Genomic DNA, 16509 nt, shown 5'->3' with positions numbered 1-16509 from the left:
GATGAAAGATGATGCTCTATCAGAATTTGTTCTGGTTTAGCCATGAAATATAGTTATACTTATTAAGTAATAAATGTTTGGTTAATAACTATAATTTAAAAGGCATTTGAAAAACACTGTTACTCATTAAATTTAATCAGGTTTATGTTAAGTAACATAAAGACTAATCTTTTATTGTGGGCGCTGGGAGTATGCGCTTGGGTTATCAACAGAAATCACCGACTGTGGTGTTGGGGAACATTGCAGAACGGAAATATAAGGCATCCTGAAGCGTGGTGGCGGAGGATGCCTTGTACTACCTCCTATATTCTATTTTCCCGTCATATTTTTATGAATCTGGATGAAAAAGGCGTTTTCTGCACAATTCTATGCCTTTTCTTTTACGGACCTGCCGGGACTCGAACCCGGGTTCTAAGCTCCGGAGGCTTAAGTGATATCCGCTACACTACAGGTCCGTGTTGAAAATCTGCCGGGCGTGTCATGGATGCACCTCATTGATAATAAATCTGCTGTCGACATCTTCACAAGGTCGCAATCTTTATAATGAATGACATTCTTACAATTCACAATTGTGAATATGCCAGGATGGCGGAGCGGCTACGCAATCGCCTGCAGAGCGATTCCATCCCGGTTCGAATCCGGGTCCTGGCTTTAACGGTCTGCATCCATACATCGGCCTGACCATTGTATTCAAAAGTGATAACAAATGAAGATAAAACTCCCTTCAGGAAAAACAGAGGATATAAGCACAGGTCCAATTTCGGTGGAAGGACTGCTCCGGCAGTTGGGTATCAGCCAGAGTGAGGTGCTTGTTGTGATGAACGGCGAGGTTATACCGGAGGACAGGATTCTTGAAAATGGTGCAGAGATCAGGATAATTCATGTGGTCTTTGGAGGATGACCTCATTACATCTTTTGATCTTCCGTGTTCTCTTCTGTTCCTTCATCTGTCACCTCTGCCACGTATGCAGCATCATTGGCCGGGATATCGGATATCCTCTCCCCGCCAGAGTAGACGTTCATCTTCTTTCCCCTGACAAACCCTACTACGGTCAGTCCGCGCGCTTTTGCAATATCGACGGCGAGCGTAGTCGTGGCTCCCCTTGATACTATGATGGGTATATTTGCCACCAGGCATTTCCTGACCATCTCAGAGGATATGCGTCCGGAACAGATCACATAGGTGCCTGAAAGGTCAATGCCTTGTTCAAGCGCGTATCCGATGGCCCTGTCAAGTGCATTGTGCCTGCCGATGTCCTCAATGACCTGTATCTTTCCGCCAGGTCCATAGAGTGCCACAACATGGATACCTCCTGTCTTGACATGCAGTTTTGAATCAAGTGCCTCTCTGACAGCATCTCCGATGTCCTGCGCACTAATGGAGAGTTTGGAGTTTATCTGAGGAAGCTTCCCTATATCCAGGAAAGACATACTGCCGCCGCATCCGCTAAGGACGGTTTTGTGTGACATGAGTATCTTGAACGGATTTCTTGTAAGAACATCGGCGGTGTTGCCTTCTATTCTGATGGATTCTATCTCTTCAATGCCTTTGATGATACGTTCGGTGTAAAGGAAGCCCGTCACAAATTCCCTTAGCATCACCGGGCTTGTCATAGCTGTAAGGGCATGTCGTCCATTAACGTTTACTGCAAGAGGCATCTCTTCAATGACCGGGTGCATCTCCTGCGAGAATGACTCTCCTTCTCCTTTAATGCAGGGAATTTCTTTAAAGATGTTACAACCTCCGTGTAAGTTCCTCAAGGGTATCCAGTAACAGGTCGATCTCTTCTTCGGTATTGTACAGGTATAGACTCACCCGGACGGTCCCGCCGGGAAGCCCCAGATACTTCATCAGCGGCTGACAGCAGTGTTCTCCTGATCGGGTCATGATCGAAGAGGCCTCGTCGAGTATGTGGGAGACTTCATGGGGATGCATGCCTTCTATATTGAAAGAGACGACGCCTATTCTGTCCTTATCATTTTCAGGTCCGTAGATATGGACATGTTCCAGTGAGGCAAGTCCCGTGAGGAGCTTGCGGGTAAGTTCCTCCTCATGTTTCTTTATGTCATTCATGCCTGCCTTCTCCAGGTATTCCGCAGCGCCTCCGAGGCCTATCATTCCCGCTATGTGCGGTGTTCCGGCTTCATGGCGCTGGTAGCCTTCTGTAAGCGTATATTCCTCAATTGAGACGCTTTCTATCATCCCTCCTCCTACAAGGAGAGGGCTGATGTTGTTATCCTTCATCCAGAGTATTCCTGTACCTGTGGGACCGAGCATCTTGTGTCCTGAAAAGCAGAAATAATCGCAGCCGATATCCATGACGTTAACCGGCAGGTGCGGTGCTGACTGAGCGCCGTCGACGAGTAATCTGGTGGCATGTTCTTCACATATGGCGGCAATTTCCTTCACCGGCAGGATAGTGCCAAGTACATTGGATGCATGGGAAACGGCTACAAGGCGCGTATTGTCATTAATTGCAAGCTCAAAGTCCGAAAGGTCGAACGTGCCGTCGGATTGTGGCATAATCACGTTCATCCCGACTCCTCTTTGACGAAGGCGCATCCATGGGAGGAAATTGGAATGGTGCTCTATGGCAGTTGTCACGATGCTGTCTCCTTTGCTCCATTTAAGGCCACATGCTACCATATTGATAGCTTCAGTGGTGTTTTTTGTAAGCACTGTAGTGCCTGCATCAGCTCCTATGAAACGGGCGACCTTCTGGTGCGCATTAAAGTATTTCTGTGAAGCGACGCTGGTCAGCCTGTGCACTCCCCTCCCCACATTTGCCCTGTACATCCTCTCAAACTCATTCATTATATCGATTACAGGTTCAGGTATGAGGCTGGTAGCTGCATTATCGAAATAGATGACATCGTTAAGGAGAGGAAAATCCTTTCTGAGCTCAGTGTTTCTCAAAGCGACCGCCCTCTATTGATGTAATGCCGACCAGATGTCTCTGAAGGTAAGGCTTAACCGGTATCGTGACCACCGCACCTGTTTCCCTCAGCTCGTAACTGCGTACATATACGGCATACCCTGGGCACAATATCTGTAACACGCTTTTCTTTAATGTCCAGGGCCAGCTGGCTTATGGACTCCTTTACATCATCTTCGAAAACTATTCGATAGCCTCTTTTCTTGGAAAGGTATTGTGAGACCGCAGAAGGCGCCATGTCCAGTTCCCTGGCTATCTCCTGTTGCGTAAGGCCGCAGTTTGCAAGCTCTTCGGCAATTGCTGCCCTGATGGCAGGCAGAACATCCCATACAACCTTTTCACAGGGTAATTTCATAATTCAGTCTCCAATCTTCCATTTGCTGGAATGTGCGTCTCCCGGATAGTTTTCACAATTGTGGATTGAGTTCATGGCTTAAAGTATTTTTCGGCTTTGAGCTTTGTGTTGCTTCAATACCTCATTAACTTTATATATTCACAATTGTTAAATACTTAATTCACAATTGTGATTTAAAATTAAAGAATAAAGTCATAGGGGTATTCAACTTGGATATAAGGGTTCAGAAAACATTCGAGGCGCTCTTTGCCCTGGAAGATGTCCGCCAAACGCTTCGTGACTCCGTGCCTGATGGCATAGGTTTGCATGAAGGGGACAGATTCCACGAGCAGATGAGCAGAGTGAAGGCAATTATCAATGATCTGGAAGCTGGCACAGGCTCTCCTGAGGTGACCAGGATAGCCGGTAACATGGAAATTCGTAGCCGTGAGGAAGAGTACATCAATATACAGCCCATCCAGGCTGCCGGCAGGCTCACACCTGAGGCCCGCAAGGCCCTCATAGCCTACGGGGACGGCTATTCAGCCTGTGACAACTGCCGCAAGCCCTTCCGCCTGGATAAGATCTCAAAACCCCCGATTGCTGATTTCCACACCGAGCTTGCAGCTTTCCTTAACATGGACACCGCTCGCGTGGTTCCCGGCGCCAGGAGAGGTTTCCAGGCTGTGGCATCCAGTCTTGTAGGGCCGGGTGACTCTGTGATAGTGTCCGGACTTGCCCACTACACGGAATTCCTTGCCGTGGAAGAGGCAGGTGGTATCGTGAAGGAGGTTCCGGTAAGTGCCGGGAACAAGATAACTCCGGATGCTGTTGCTGAGAAGATAGAAACCGTAATCATCGAGACCGGAAAATTGCCAAAGCTTGTCATGATAGACCATTTTGACTACCAGTTCGCCAACGAGCACGATGTACGCGGCATATCAAAGGTCGCCCACCAGTACGATATCCCTCTGCTTTACAACGGTGCATATACAGTGGGCGTCATGCCGGTGGATGGTAAGAAGATGGGGGCTGACTTTGTAGTGGGTTCTGGTCATAAGAGTATGGCTTCTCCCGCTCCTTCAGGTGTGCTTGCGACCACTGATGAATGGGCTGATGTGGTGTTCAGGACAACACAGATGACAGGGGATGTCACCAAACGCAAGTTCGGCATAAAGGAAGTGGAAATGCTGGGCTGCACTCTTATGGGATCTACGCTCATGGGGATGATGGCTTCCTTCCCTGTGGTCAAAGAGCGAACACTGCATTGGGATGAGGAGGTTAAAAAGTCTAACTTCTTCATGGAAAGGCTGCTGTCCATCCAGGGTAGCCGGGTCATGTCTGAATATCCCCGGAAGCATACTCTTTCGAAGGTAGATACCACCGGCAGCTTCGATGTGGTGGCTCAAAGCCATAAGAGGAGAGGTTTCTTCCTGTCCGACGAGCTTTCAAAAAGAGGCATCGCAGGAGAGTTTGCAGGCGCGACACGCATGTGGAAGCTGAATACCTATGGCCTGTCATGGGAAAAGATGAGGTATCTTGCGGACTCGTTCCAGGAAATTGCCGAGAAATATGAGCTTCAAATTGTTTAATACCATCAAGAAGGTCTGCTCCTTCAGTTTGGGATCAAGTTTTTGTGCTTTGAGAGGAAAGGATAGGTCATGCTAACTGAAGTTGAACTTGAACGCTATGCAAGGCAGGTCATGCTCTTTGGTAAGGACGGTCAGGAGCGTCTGAAAAAAGCCCGGGTTTTCATAGCAGGTGCAGGCGGCCTGGGATGTCCTGTGGCGCTGTATCTTGCAGCGGCAGGAGTGGGCTATCTCAGAATAGTGGACAAGGACCTTGTAGAGCGTTCCAACCTGAACAGGCAGGTGCTTCATTGGGAGCAGGACATCGGAAAAGAGAAGGTCAGGTCTGTTGAAGAGAAACTGCTTGCCATCAACCCGCATATCGAGATAGAAGCCTTATGCCAGGTCATAGATCAAACAAACATTTCTGAACTTGTCGGTGATGCAGACCTGATCGTGGATGCCATGGACAACTATCCGACACGCTACCTGCTCAACCGCACAGCCCATGAGAAAAATATTCCGCTCATCCATGGTGCTATACGAGGTTTTGACGGCCAGGCAACAACTGTGATTCCTGGAAAGTCCGCGTGCCTTAGCTGTATCTTTCCCTGTGCTCCGCCGACAGAGGTATTTCCGGTGGTGGGGGTGACCCCTGGTATTATCGGCATGATACAGGCCAACGAGGTTATCAAATACCTGGTGGGAGCAGGCAAACTGCTCACGGACCGCCTTCTTATATGGAATGGCCTCCTGGCCGAGATGGACACTTTAAGGTTCAGCAGGCGCTGTGACTGTGAAGTATGCGGGCATGGCTCTGCAGATGTGTAAAAACCGGGTTATTTAAGTTATTTAATATCGAGCATCCTCTGGATAGCCATGCGTGCCCTTTCTGCAACTTCTTCAGGCACTGTTACCCTGGGTGTGAGAGTTTCAAGGGCCCTGTGCACTTTCTGGATATCCGTTCTTTTCATAGTCGCACAGATGGCGCCGGAAGATAACGGATAGCAGGACTTGTCCGGACAGTCCTTTTCCATGCGGTGCAGTATACCTACCTCGGTTCCTATAATGAACTCCTTTTTGTCACTTGAGCACACATGCTTTATCATTCCGGATGTGGAGAATACGTGGTCTGTAAGATCAATGACTTCCGGCCTGCACTCAGGATGGACAAGCAATTCTGCCTCAGGATGCGCCTCCCTGGCGCGCATTACATCATCGGAAGTTATCCTGTCATGTACGAAACAGAAACCTTCCCATGGGAGTATCTCCTTGTCCGTGAATCTGGCTACATAGCGTCCAAGGTTCCTGTCCGGGACGAAAAGGACTTGTTTCTCTTTAAGTGACTCCACGACCTTCACGGCATTTGCGGAAGTGCAGCAGATGTCGCTTTCAGCCTTTACCTCGGCACTGGTGTTCACATAGCAGACAACGGCGGCTTCAGGGAATCTTTCCTTGAGGACACGCAATTCACCTGCGGTGATCATGTCTGACATAGGACAGTTGGCATCAGGGGCTGGTAACAACACTGTCTTTTCAGGCGACAGGACGGCTGCTGTCTCTGCCATAAAGTCCACGCCGCAAAAAACAATGACTTCATTATCAAGGGTAGCTGCTTTTCTTGAGAGCTCCAGCGAGTCTCCGATGAAATCAGCAATGTCCTGCACATCTGCGATCTGGTAGTTGTGCGCAAGGATCACCGCGTCCTTCTCTTCTTTGAGCCTGAGTATATCCTTGATTATAGATTCAGTGTCCTTTGTCCTTATTTGAATATCAGTCATGAGTAATACCTTATAGAGCGATTATTTTTTTGTGCTTTTGGACTGAAGTCACATACACGGATTCACAATTGAGAATTTTTATTATATATATCTTTTCTTGGACTTTGAGTGCCTATGAATGACTTTGGCATTTGAAATAGCATAAACTCACGTCTTTGAAAATAAATCAAAAGAAGAATTGGGTTGTTACAGAATATATTCTGTAACGAGTAGGTGATGATAGTTATTGTTTTACAATAACTATACGTTTTTTAGTTCTGTAGTACTATCTCGATGTTGATGTCCTTTGGGACCTGGATGCGCATTAGCTGCCTGAGTGCACGTTCATCTGCTGCAATATCGATGAGCCTCTTGTGAACACGCATTTCCCAGTGGTCCCATGTTGCGGTACCGTCGCCGCTTGGACTCTTCCTGACCGGAACTACCATCTTTTTAGTAGGTAGTGGAACCGGCCCTGAGATACTTACTCCTGTTCTCTCTGCGATAGCTTTTACCTGATCGCAAACACCATCAAGGTTAACCGGGCTGATTCCTGATAATCTTATTCTAGCTTTCTGTGACATGTTCGTCTCCTAAAAAAGAAATAGGTAAATGTCTTATTTCTTCAGTGTGACACTTATGCACATGCCAGCAGCAATGGTCATACCCATGTCACGGATGGCGAACCTTCCGAGCTGTGGGATTTCCTTTACTGGTTCGATAACCATTGGCCTTGTTGGCTTAATGGTAACGATTGCTGCATCTCCTGCCTTGATAAAGGTTGGATTCTCTTCCTTTACCTGGCCTGACTTGGGATCAAGTTTCTTATTGATAGCAAGCAGTGTGCATGCAGTTTGTGCAGTGTGGCAGTGGAATACTGGTGTGTAGCCTACTGTGATAGCGGATGGGTGCTGGAGCACAACTATCTGTGCAGTGAATTCATCTGCAACGGATGGTGGGTTTGCTGTCGGGCCACAGACATCTCCTCTGCGGACATCGTTCTTGCCTACGCCTCTTACGTTCCAGCCAATGTTGTCACCAGGTCCAGCCTGAGGTGCTTCTTCATGGTGCATTTCAATTGACTTGACTTCACCGCTTACACCGCTTGGGTTGAAGATGACAGTGTCACCCTTCTTCATTATACCTGTCTCAACTCTGCCCACAGGCACAGTTCCGATACCGGAGATGGTGTATGCATCCTGCACAGGGATCCTGAGTGGGAGCTTGTCTGGCTTCTCTGGTTCTTTGAGTGCGTTAAGTGACTCGAGGATGGTTGGGCCGGTGTACCAGGGAGTGTTTGCGCTCTTCTTGGACATGTTGTCGCCCTCAAATGCTGATGTTGGGATGAATGGGATCTCACTGGCCTTGAATCCTACCATTCCGAGAAGCTGTCCTACTTCTTTCTTGACCTGCTCGTATCTCTCCTGGCTGTATTTTGATGCATCCATCTTGTTGACAGCAATGATCAGCTGGTTGATACCAAGGGTCCTGGACAGGAACACGTGCTCCTTGGTCTGGGCCATTACACCATCAGGTGCAGCGACTACAAGGATAGCTGCGTCTGCCTGGGATGCACCGGTGATCATGTTCTTAACGAAGTCACGGTGACCTGGACAGTCCACGACTGTGAAGTAGTATTTGTCAGTGTCGAATCTTCTGTGAGCGATATCGATAGTAATACCTCTCTCACGCTCTTCCTTAAGTGAGTCCATGACCCATGCGAAGGCGAAAGATTCCTTTCCTTTCTCTCTTGCTTCTGCTTTGTATTTCTCGATCAGGTGAGCAGGGACTGCTCCTGTTTCGAACATCAGTCTTCCGACAAGGGTAGACTTGCCGTGGTCAATGTGACCGATGACTGCTAAATTCAGGTGTGGTTTGACAGCTGCCATTTTCATATCTCCTATATTTGATTATAAATACTCTAATTTGATTTTGACCTAATAGACGTTTACACGTTTAAACCTTTCTGACGAAAAGAGTTTGCAGCCAATGCTGCAACCTCTGTCATCACGGGCTTAGATAGTCGGCTGCTTGTGGAAGCTCCTTCTTCAGACCTTTCCTCTGTCTTATGGAACCAATGATTTCGACAGTAAGGTTTGTCGGGAGGGTCTCAAATCCTGCAAACTCAGTGCTCCACATTGCGCGGCCTTCTGTTGCGGACCTGATGTCTCCGGCAAATCCAAACAACTCGGACACCGGTGCTTTGGACTCGATGACCGTCATATCGCCTTCAGAGGTCATGTTGTAAATGATACCACGGCGACCCTGGATCTCTTTGGCCGCTCCACCCATCTGGTCCTGTGGCACATGGATGAACACTTTCTGGTATGGTTCCAGGAGTGTATCGTCTGCCATGAGCATTGCAGCCTGGATGGACTGCCTGGATGCAGGGATGATCTGTGCCGGCCCTCTGTGGACAGCGTCCTCGTGCAGCTTTGCATCTACAAGCTTCACTTTTATTCCCATGCATGGTTCCCTTGAGAGGGGTCCTGCCTTCATTACCTCATGGAAGCCTTCAAGAATGAGTTCCATAGTCTCGCTCAGGTGCTGGATACCTTTGGTCATGTCAAGGTAGATGTTGCTTTCAAAGATGTCTACGATGCTCTTTGCCTCGTCCTTTTCCATGCCTGCTGCCATGAGCTTTTCCCTGCGCTCGACCTCAGGCATACGCATGGAGATCTCACCGCTTCTGATAAGGCCCCTGACATCTTCCTCGAGAGGTTCGATGTGCACGTAGAACCGGTTGTGCCTGTTTGGTGACTTACCTTCAACAGGGCCTGCCTTTCCACGGATGGTTTCACGGTATACCACTATCGGAGGTGTGGTTGTGATCTCTACTTTCTTGTCACGCTCTATCCTGTGAGCAATGACCTCAAGGTGCAGTTCGCCCATGCCTGCCATCAGGTGCTCGCCGGTCTCTTCGTCGAGCGTGATCGAAAGTGTGGGGTCTTCCTTTGCTACCTGTCTGAGCACATCAACGAGCTTTGGAAGGTCTTTCATGTGCTTAGCTTCAACGGCTACCGTCACCACAGGTTCGCTTGCGTGCTTTATGCTCTCAAACGGTGTCATTCCGTCCAGTGTGGTTACAGTGGAACCGACGAACGCGTCTCTCAGGCCGGTGACTGCTGCAATGTTACCTGCAGGTATAATCTCCACTTCGAGTCTCTCCGGACCCATAAAGATACCTACCTGCTGGACCCTGTTCGTCTTGGCGGCACCAGTTACATATACTTCCATACCACGGGTGAGGGAACCGCTGAACAGTCTTCCTGTTGCGACTTCTCCTGCATGTGGGTCCATGGATATGTCAGTGACCATGAATGCAAGGTCTCCCTTTGCGTCCGCAGTTGCCATTGACCTTGCAATTGGTGACTGCCTGTCGCCGTGCCAGATGACATTGGTCCTGCCTTCCTGGGCCTGCAGTGGGTTTGGAAGGAACCTGATGACCATGTCGTTAACTGCTTCGTGAAGTGGGCACTTGTCAGCAAGTGTCTTCATATCTCCCTCACGGCAGTAGTTATAAACATCATTGAAGCTGATGCCGGTCTTCTTCATCATGGGCACACTGATGGCCCAGTTGTAAAGAGCTGAACCGAAAGCAACGGTACCTTGTGCAGCATCTACTTTCCAGCCTGCCTTGTATCGTTCCTCGTTCATACCCTTGATGAGCTTGTTCACGTGGTCGATAAGCTTTCCGAGCCTGATCTGCATTTCCTGGGAGTCTACCTTAAGTTCATTGATAAGGCGGTCTACCTTATTAATGAACAATACTGGCTTGACATGTTCCCTGAGGGCCTGCCTGAGCACAGTTTCAGTCTGCGGCATTGTGCCTTCCACGGCATCAATGACCACGACTGCTCCGTCCACGGCGCGCATTGCACGAGTGACGTCGCCACCAAAGTCTACGTGACCTGGTGTGTCGATGAGGTTGATAAGGTAGTCAACACCATCGTACTGGTGCACCATTGAAACGTTGGATGCATCAATTGTAATACCTCTCTGCTGCTCTTCTTCATCGGAGTCCATGAAGAGCTGCTTGCCTGCAAGCTCTTTTGAGATCATGCCTGCTCCTGCAAGGAGATTGTCAGACAAAGTGGTTTTTCCGTGGTCTATGTGTGCAACGATACCAATGTTACGTATCTTCTCTGGCTCGTTCATGAGCGCAGTCACACGCTCCACCATCTTCTTTCTTCTGCCCATATTGATTACCTTTCCTATAATTGGCTAAACGTAAAGGTCAGCGTTAACGTGCTGCCTTTGCGACTCTTTCCTTAGCATCTTTCCTGTTGATGGAGAAGCATTTTGCATCCCGGTTTGCAGCAGCGAGTATCTCTGCAGCCAGGGCGCTTGCGGCACTCTTCTTTGACTTGAATGAAGCCTGTTTTGCACCCATGGAGATATACCTGAGCGCAGTGTCCACACGTCTCTGGGATGAAGTGTCGACTGCTTTTGGGACGGATATGCCGCCGTACTTGAGTCTTACGACCTCTTCCCGGGGTCCTGCATTGGAGATAGCTTCTACAAGGACCTGTACCGGATTCTTCTTTGTCTTTGTGTGGATTATGTCAAGGGCCTCGCTTACAACAGCCATTGCATTCTGTTTCTTTCCTGTGTTGGTCTCTTCCCTCATCATGTTGTTGACGAGGCGCTCAACGATGCATATCTCGGATTTATTGAACTGCTGCTTGGCATGCTTTCCATTGCTGTGGGGAACTATTACGGGGTCGATATTGACGTATTTCCTGATTCCCTGGTCCCCAACTTCTACCTCAGTGAGGTCCCATTTGCCGAATAACTTTAACATAATATTATCTCCTTGGTTTTTCCTTGCGGCCGATGACCATTTCCCTGAGAGATACATTGTTTACGGCAATTACCTTGAAGCGCACTCCGGGAATATCACCCATTGCACCGCCCATACGGCCACCAATCCTCTCTACAGTTACTTCGTCGTGTTCATCGATGAAGTTAATAGCTCCGTCACCAGGGCAGAATGCTGACACCTGACGTCCGTTCTTGATGAGCTGGATCCTTACGCATTTCCTGATAGCCGAGTTCGGCTGTTTTGCTTCGACACCCACTTTCTCAAGGACAATTCCTCGTCCCTGCGGTGCGCCACCGAGCGGATCGGCCTTTACGTCCAGTCCGAGTGTGCGCCTGTTGTAATAGGAGTCTTTCCACCTTGCGTTCTTACGAATGCTCTGAAGTGTGTGAGCTGCATACTTTCCATTTGGCATGTTAATTCCTCTGATTATATCTATGAGTTGATTTAAAGTTATAATTGTGATCACTGAAGTATTACGTCATCTATGTCATGATGCCGCTTTGCAACAAGCTTAACCTTCTGTATGTTTTTTCCATTTCGTCCAATGGCAAGTCCTTTGTCCTTATTGGGTACTTCTACATAAGCTAATCGCTTGTTGTTCCTGTCCACAATATTAACTGACCTGACTGTTATGGGGCTGAAGGCATTCTTGATGAATGCGACCGGCTCGTCAGAATATTCCACGAGATCGATCTGTTTGTCCACAGTTTTTTTGACGCGGTTTATGTGATCGCCATTCTTTCCGATGGCAGCTCCCATGTCGCCTGCCTTGATCACATATATTATGCGCCCGTCATCGATTATACAATCCTTGACAGTTGCCTTTGTCAGTTCTTCAAATAAAGCTATATATCTCAGCCCTTCTGTAGACAGCTTGATCTCACTCAAATACGGCAACTCCCTTTAAGATGCAGCGAGTATGTCCGATTCACCGCTTTCAATGATAGCCATTGCAGCGATGATGTACGGCTTACCACATGCAGGTCCCAGTTCCATACCTGTTCCTTTATAGTTCAGTATGGGCACATTTGTGCTTTCTATCTTTGCTCTGACATCTTTGGGGCAGTTTGCAGCCAGTACAACCATTTTTGCCTCATTGTTCATGGCGGCATCGACGGTACGGTTTGATCCTATTATGACCTTGCCGGTTCTGATGACTTTGATAAGTGCTTTATCAATGTTAATATCCATTTACATCAACTCGTTTATAATGTGTTTAGATTGTATCCTAATAATTGAATCCTTATATGTAGTTTCTGGTTGCTCATATGGAACAACATGATACTGTTTACCTGGAAATAAGGTGGACATCGCCTGTACCAAGCTTGATCGGCTGTCCTACTATAATGTTCTCCGTAACACCATTGAGCTCATCGAGGTCCCCGCGCATTCCTGCATCCAGGAGGTGGTTCACAGTAACTTCGAAAGCTGCACGGGCAAATACACTGGCCTTCTCTCCTGAAATTCCGTGTCTGCCAATCTGCTTTACCTCGCCGTCACAGCACATTATGTCTGATACGAGCATGATATGTCTGATATCGACAGTAAGGCCCTGCTCTCCAAGGGTATTGTTGGCCTCAGTGATGATCGCATTCCTTGCAGCCTCGATACCAAATACATCATAGATCTCCTCTACATTGTTGGTATATGTCCTCGTGACATCTACTCCCTCTATCTGCAGGACTTCCTTAAGCTGTGATCCTTCCGTATATAGGGTGTACTCTTCGCCATCTTTTCTGATAACGACTCTCTTGATACCTTCAATGCCTTTGAGGGTGATAGTATGGATGTTCTTGGCAAGCTGGAGTAGCTCCCTATAAGAAGGAGCATTCGGTGTCAGTATTATCTGGTTTGAGATATTGCCGGAAACAGTTACGACAACATCCATCTCATCACGTATCTTCTCAGCGATCAGATCCGGTGTGAGTGACCTCTGTACCAGGTTCTTCTCATTGAGGTCGATGATAAGCTGCATATTAGCGAGATCTGTCGTTATATCTGCAAGGTTCTCTATATGCGTTGCCTCAATTTCCCACGCAAGGGCACGGGCCAGGTCCCTATCGGTCGCATATCCTGATTCCAGTGCAATTGTCATCATAGGTGTGCTTGGCAATTTCCTTGCGTCAACTATCTCGATAAGCCTGGGCAGACCAAGTGTAACGTTAATTTCAGCGACACCTGCGTAGTGGAAGGTACGCATCGTCATCTGCGTTCCCGGCTCACCGATAGATTGTGCTGAAACGACACCCACTGCTTCACATGGCTCCACGAGGGCATACTGGTAGCTTTCCAGAAGGCGCTCGATAATCTCCTCAAGCTCCTTCTTTGTAACTGCTGCCTTGATGGCATCATCCTTAAGGGTCTTCATTATGTTCTTCGGAAGGTCCAGCTGTCCGATCATTGAATCTATAGTAGCTTCACTAATGCTCATCTTTAGTTCACCTCTCTTCCTGTAACCGTCCTTACTATACGATGCACAGCTTCCGGCTTGCTGTAGTCACTCTTTGTGGAGTCTATGCCGTCTTCTCCGTACTTGAACTGTACGATGACGCCGCGTGTCTCACGGACGGATCCGTCATACTGTACCTCAAGGTCCTGCAATGCATTCACAAGTCTCCTCTGCAGGTAACCTGACTGTGATGTACGCACCGCAGTATCCACAAGACCTTCTCGTCCACCGATTGCGTGGAAGAAATACTCGGTCGGATTGAGTCCGCTCTTGTAACTGGCCTTGACGAAACCACGCGCATCGGCACCGAGGTCACCTTTGTCAAAGTGAGGGAGGGTTCTTCCGTTGTATCCTCTTCTGATCCTCTCACCACGAACTGCCTGCTGTCCGACACAGGCAGCCATCTGGGTAAGGTTAAGCATTGAACCTCTGGCTCCTGACTTTGCCATTATAACTGCAGAGTTCTCAAGACCCAGCTGCCTTCCTGCAATATTACCGGTCTGGTCCCTGGCTTTACCCAGTTCCTGCATGATCTTCATTTCAATGGTCTCATCCATCGTACGTCCTGGCAGTGCTTCGAGCTCCTTTGCCTCATAAGCCTGAATAAGCCGCTGGACATTCTCCTCGGCCTCATTCAGAAGGTTGGCGATCTGCATCTTGGCTGTGGTCGGTATGTCCTCGTCACTAATTCCAAAACTAAGGCCTGTCTTCATGATACCGCGTATTGCAAGTCTTGTGAAGTCATCCACGAATTTGGCCCCGGCTTCAGTGCCGTATTCCTTGACAACCTTGTCAAGGATCTTGCCCTTGAAGGCGCCTATGGCCTGCTCGTCAATGGTTCCCTGTATCATCTCACCATTTTCTATGACCACGTAAGCTTCGTATTCGCAGTTCCTCTTCTTGCATGTATCACACTTGAAACATACCTGTGCAGGAAATTCCAGATAAAGTCCTTTGGGCATTATCTGGCTGAATATCTGCTTTCCGTTCCAGAGGGGTTCGCCATCTGCGGTGTAGCTTGAAGGCTCCGGCAGGACCCTTATGTCTGACTTCCTCAGTAGCTCAAGTGCAGCAGTCTTGGTAATACTGTTCTCGTTTCTCGTGAGCAGGAAAAGCCCTGATATGTGGTCATGTATACCACCAATGATAGGTCCTCCGAAACGCGGGGAGAGGATGTTCTCCTGTACCTGCATGAGGATGCTTGCCTCAGCCCTGGATTCCTCCGTCTGCAGGACGTGCATGTTCATCTCGTCACCATCGAAGTCAGCGTTGTATGGCGGGCATACTGCCGGGTTCAGCCTGAAGGTCTTGTAAGGAAGGACCTTTACCTTGTGAGCCATGATACTCATCTTGTGCAGGGAAGGCTGTCTGTTGAAGAGGACTATATCGCCATCCATAAGCTGCCTCTCAACGACCCATCCTGTCTGTATCTTCTCAGCAAGCTCTTCTTTATTTATCTCAGATACCCTTATACGTCTTCCATCTTCGCGTATCACGTAGTTTGCACCAGGGTGCACTTCGCTGCCCCTGAGGACATACATACGCAGCAGGTCAATGTTCCTTGTGGTCACCCTTTCAGGTATTGTCATCTGGTGAGCGATCTCAAAAGGCACTCCTACTTCGTTTATACTTAGGTTGGGTTCAGGGGACACGACGGTACGCGCCGAGAAATTGACACGCTTACCTGACAAACTCCCTCTGAAACGCCCTTCCTTTCCTTTCAAACGCTGGGTGAGGGTCTTTAAAGGCCTTCCTGACCTGTGCCTTGCAGGAGGGACACCGGACACCTCATTATCAAAGAATGTTGTCACGTGGTACTGCAGCAATTCCCACAGGTCCTCGATGATGAGCTGGGGAGCGCCTGCGTCTCTGTTCTCCTGGAACCTCTGATTGATACGGATGATATCCACAAGCTTGTGTGTAAGATCGTCCTCACTCCTCTGGCCGGATTCCAGGGTAATGGATGGCCTTACGGTTACCGGCGGCACAGGGAGGACTGTAAGAATAGTCCATTCTGGCCTTGCACTGGTCGGATCCATGCCAAGTACTTTTACATCCTCATCAGGTATGTTCTCGAAACGGTCCCTGATCTCAGTGGGAGTAAGCTTGTGACCATCCTCTACGTAATCGGTAGGCTTTTCGAACTTTACCTCTTTCTGCTCAGAGGAGCAGTAGGGGCATATCTTTGTCTTGCGTGCCTCTTTGAACACTTCGTTGACGATGTCGTCGGGCAGATGCCCCATATCCTTTGAACTCTGTAACTGTGCCAGAAAATTCCTCTTCTGGTCAGCAGTGAGCAAAAGCCTGCTGCAGTTGTGGCAGATGGAACGTAGTGCCTTTCTGATGGTCTTGTTGAAACCAACATGGATTACAGGAGCAACGAGTTCGATATGTCCGAAATGGCCGGGGCATTCGCCTGCACGGCTTCCGCAGGTCTTGCACTTAAGACCAGGGTCAATGACTCCAAGCCTCAGGTCCATGAGGCCCATGTCTATGGGGTAACCGTCGTCATCGTATGTATCTGCAGTGACGATGGAGGTCACACTCATCTTTCTGACTTCTCTGGGTGACAGCAGACCGAACTTTATAGCGCCGATCCTTTTTGGGATAGATGGTAGCTCTTTCATTTTGTGATCA

At 48.6% G+C, this 16509-nt stretch carries 16 protein-coding genes and 2 tRNA genes; 4 read left to right on the top strand and 14 right to left on the bottom strand.

Annotated features, from left to right (window positions below):
• Positions 1–383: 383 nt before the first annotated feature.
• A tRNA-Arg gene (locus Q8J68_RS10700) sits at positions 384–455 on the bottom strand.
• 124 nt (positions 456–579) lie between these two features.
• On the opposite strand from Q8J68_RS10700, the gene Q8J68_RS10695 reads away from it, so the two are divergent.
• A tRNA-Cys gene (locus Q8J68_RS10695) sits at positions 580–651 on the top strand.
• 55 nt (positions 652–706) lie between these two features.
• The gene (locus Q8J68_RS10690; RefSeq protein ID WP_305311505.1) at positions 707–901 is read left to right on the top strand and encodes a MoaD/ThiS family protein; all 195 of its coding nucleotides are present in this window, start codon (positions 707–709) and stop codon (positions 899–901) included.
• Between the two features lie 5 nt (positions 902–906).
• Here Q8J68_RS10690 and fdhD read toward each other — a convergent pair whose 3' ends face one another.
• Genes fdhD through Q8J68_RS10675 form a run of 3 tightly spaced genes read right to left on the bottom strand, consistent with a single transcriptional unit; the run spans position 907 to position 3291 of the window.
• Positions 907–1761, bottom strand: coding sequence for a formate dehydrogenase accessory sulfurtransferase FdhD (gene fdhD / locus Q8J68_RS10685; protein WP_305311504.1), 855 nt, complete (start codon positions 1759–1761; stop codon positions 907–909).
• Positions 1736–2917, bottom strand: coding sequence for an aminotransferase class V-fold PLP-dependent enzyme (locus Q8J68_RS10680; RefSeq protein WP_305311503.1), 1182 nt, complete (start codon positions 2915–2917; stop codon positions 1736–1738). The genes fdhD and Q8J68_RS10680 overlap by 26 nt, the downstream gene beginning before the upstream one ends.
• A gap of 53 nt (positions 2918–2970) precedes the next feature.
• Positions 2971–3291 carry a transcriptional regulator gene (locus tag Q8J68_RS10675; protein WP_305311502.1) on the bottom strand — a complete coding sequence of 107 codons (321 nt, stop codon included), beginning with the start codon at positions 3289–3291 and terminating at the stop codon, positions 2971–2973.
• Positions 3292–3500: 209 nt separating this feature from the next.
• On the opposite strand from Q8J68_RS10675, the gene pscS reads away from it, so the two are divergent.
• Both pscS and Q8J68_RS10665 read left to right on the top strand, forming a co-directional pair.
• Entirely contained in the window at positions 3501–4862 is a 1362-nt protein-coding gene (pscS, locus tag Q8J68_RS10670) for an O-phospho-L-seryl-tRNA:Cys-tRNA synthase (RefSeq protein WP_305311501.1), read from the top strand.
• 69 nt (positions 4863–4931) lie between these two features.
• Entirely contained in the window at positions 4932–5669 is a 738-nt protein-coding gene (locus tag Q8J68_RS10665) for a HesA/MoeB/ThiF family protein (protein ID WP_305311500.1), read from the top strand.
• 17 nt (positions 5670–5686) lie between these two features.
• On the opposite strand, the gene nadA is transcribed toward Q8J68_RS10665, so the two are convergent.
• The 10 genes from nadA to Q8J68_RS10615 form a co-directional block, all read right to left on the bottom strand.
• Positions 5687–6619: a quinolinate synthase NadA gene (nadA, locus tag Q8J68_RS10660; RefSeq protein ID WP_305311499.1), complete on the bottom strand. Its 933-nt coding sequence runs from the start codon at positions 6617–6619 to the stop codon at positions 5687–5689.
• 251 nt (positions 6620–6870) lie between these two features.
• A complete protein-coding gene (rpsJ, locus tag Q8J68_RS10655; RefSeq protein WP_292465513.1) occupies positions 6871–7182 on the bottom strand; it encodes a 30S ribosomal protein S10 in 312 nt (103 codons plus the stop codon).
• 33 nt (positions 7183–7215) lie between these two features.
• Complete coding sequence (tuf, locus tag Q8J68_RS10650; protein ID WP_305311498.1) at positions 7216–8487, bottom strand: translation elongation factor EF-1 subunit alpha; 1272 nt, start codon at positions 8485–8487, stop codon at positions 7216–7218.
• Positions 8488–8605: 118 nt separating this feature from the next.
• A complete protein-coding gene (locus Q8J68_RS10645) occupies positions 8606–10798 on the bottom strand; it encodes an elongation factor EF-2 (protein WP_305311497.1) in 2193 nt (730 codons plus the stop codon).
• A gap of 43 nt (positions 10799–10841) precedes the next feature.
• Complete coding sequence (locus tag Q8J68_RS10640; protein WP_015052944.1) at positions 10842–11402, bottom strand: 30S ribosomal protein S7; 561 nt, start codon at positions 11400–11402, stop codon at positions 10842–10844.
• A gap of 4 nt (positions 11403–11406) precedes the next feature.
• Positions 11407–11835 carry a 30S ribosomal protein S12 gene (locus tag Q8J68_RS10635; protein WP_015052943.1) on the bottom strand — a complete coding sequence of 143 codons (429 nt, stop codon included), beginning with the start codon at positions 11833–11835 and terminating at the stop codon, positions 11407–11409.
• Positions 11836–11885: 50 nt separating this feature from the next.
• The gene (locus Q8J68_RS10630) at positions 11886–12311 is read right to left on the bottom strand and encodes a NusA-like transcription termination signal-binding factor (protein WP_305311496.1); all 426 of its coding nucleotides are present in this window, start codon (positions 12309–12311) and stop codon (positions 11886–11888) included.
• Positions 12312–12326: 15 nt separating this feature from the next.
• Positions 12327–12614, bottom strand: coding sequence for a 50S ribosomal protein L30e (locus tag Q8J68_RS10625; RefSeq protein WP_015052941.1), 288 nt, complete (start codon positions 12612–12614; stop codon positions 12327–12329).
• A gap of 97 nt (positions 12615–12711) precedes the next feature.
• On the bottom strand, positions 12712–13791 hold the full coding sequence (gene rpoA2, locus Q8J68_RS10620) for a DNA-directed RNA polymerase subunit A'' (protein WP_370867631.1): 1080 nt from the start codon (positions 13789–13791) through the stop codon (positions 12712–12714).
• Between the two features lie 65 nt (positions 13792–13856).
• Complete coding sequence (locus Q8J68_RS10615) at positions 13857–16499, bottom strand: DNA-directed RNA polymerase subunit A' (protein ID WP_305311495.1); 2643 nt, start codon at positions 16497–16499, stop codon at positions 13857–13859.
• Between the last annotated feature and the right edge of the window lie 10 nt (positions 16500–16509).

The sequence above is a fragment of the Methanolobus sp. genome (assembly GCF_030682845.1).
Classification (GTDB): Archaea; Halobacteriota; Methanosarcinia; order Methanosarcinales; family Methanosarcinaceae; genus Methanolobus.
Note: the sequence above shows the minus strand (reverse complement) of the source record. Positions and strands in the feature narration are given on the sequence as shown.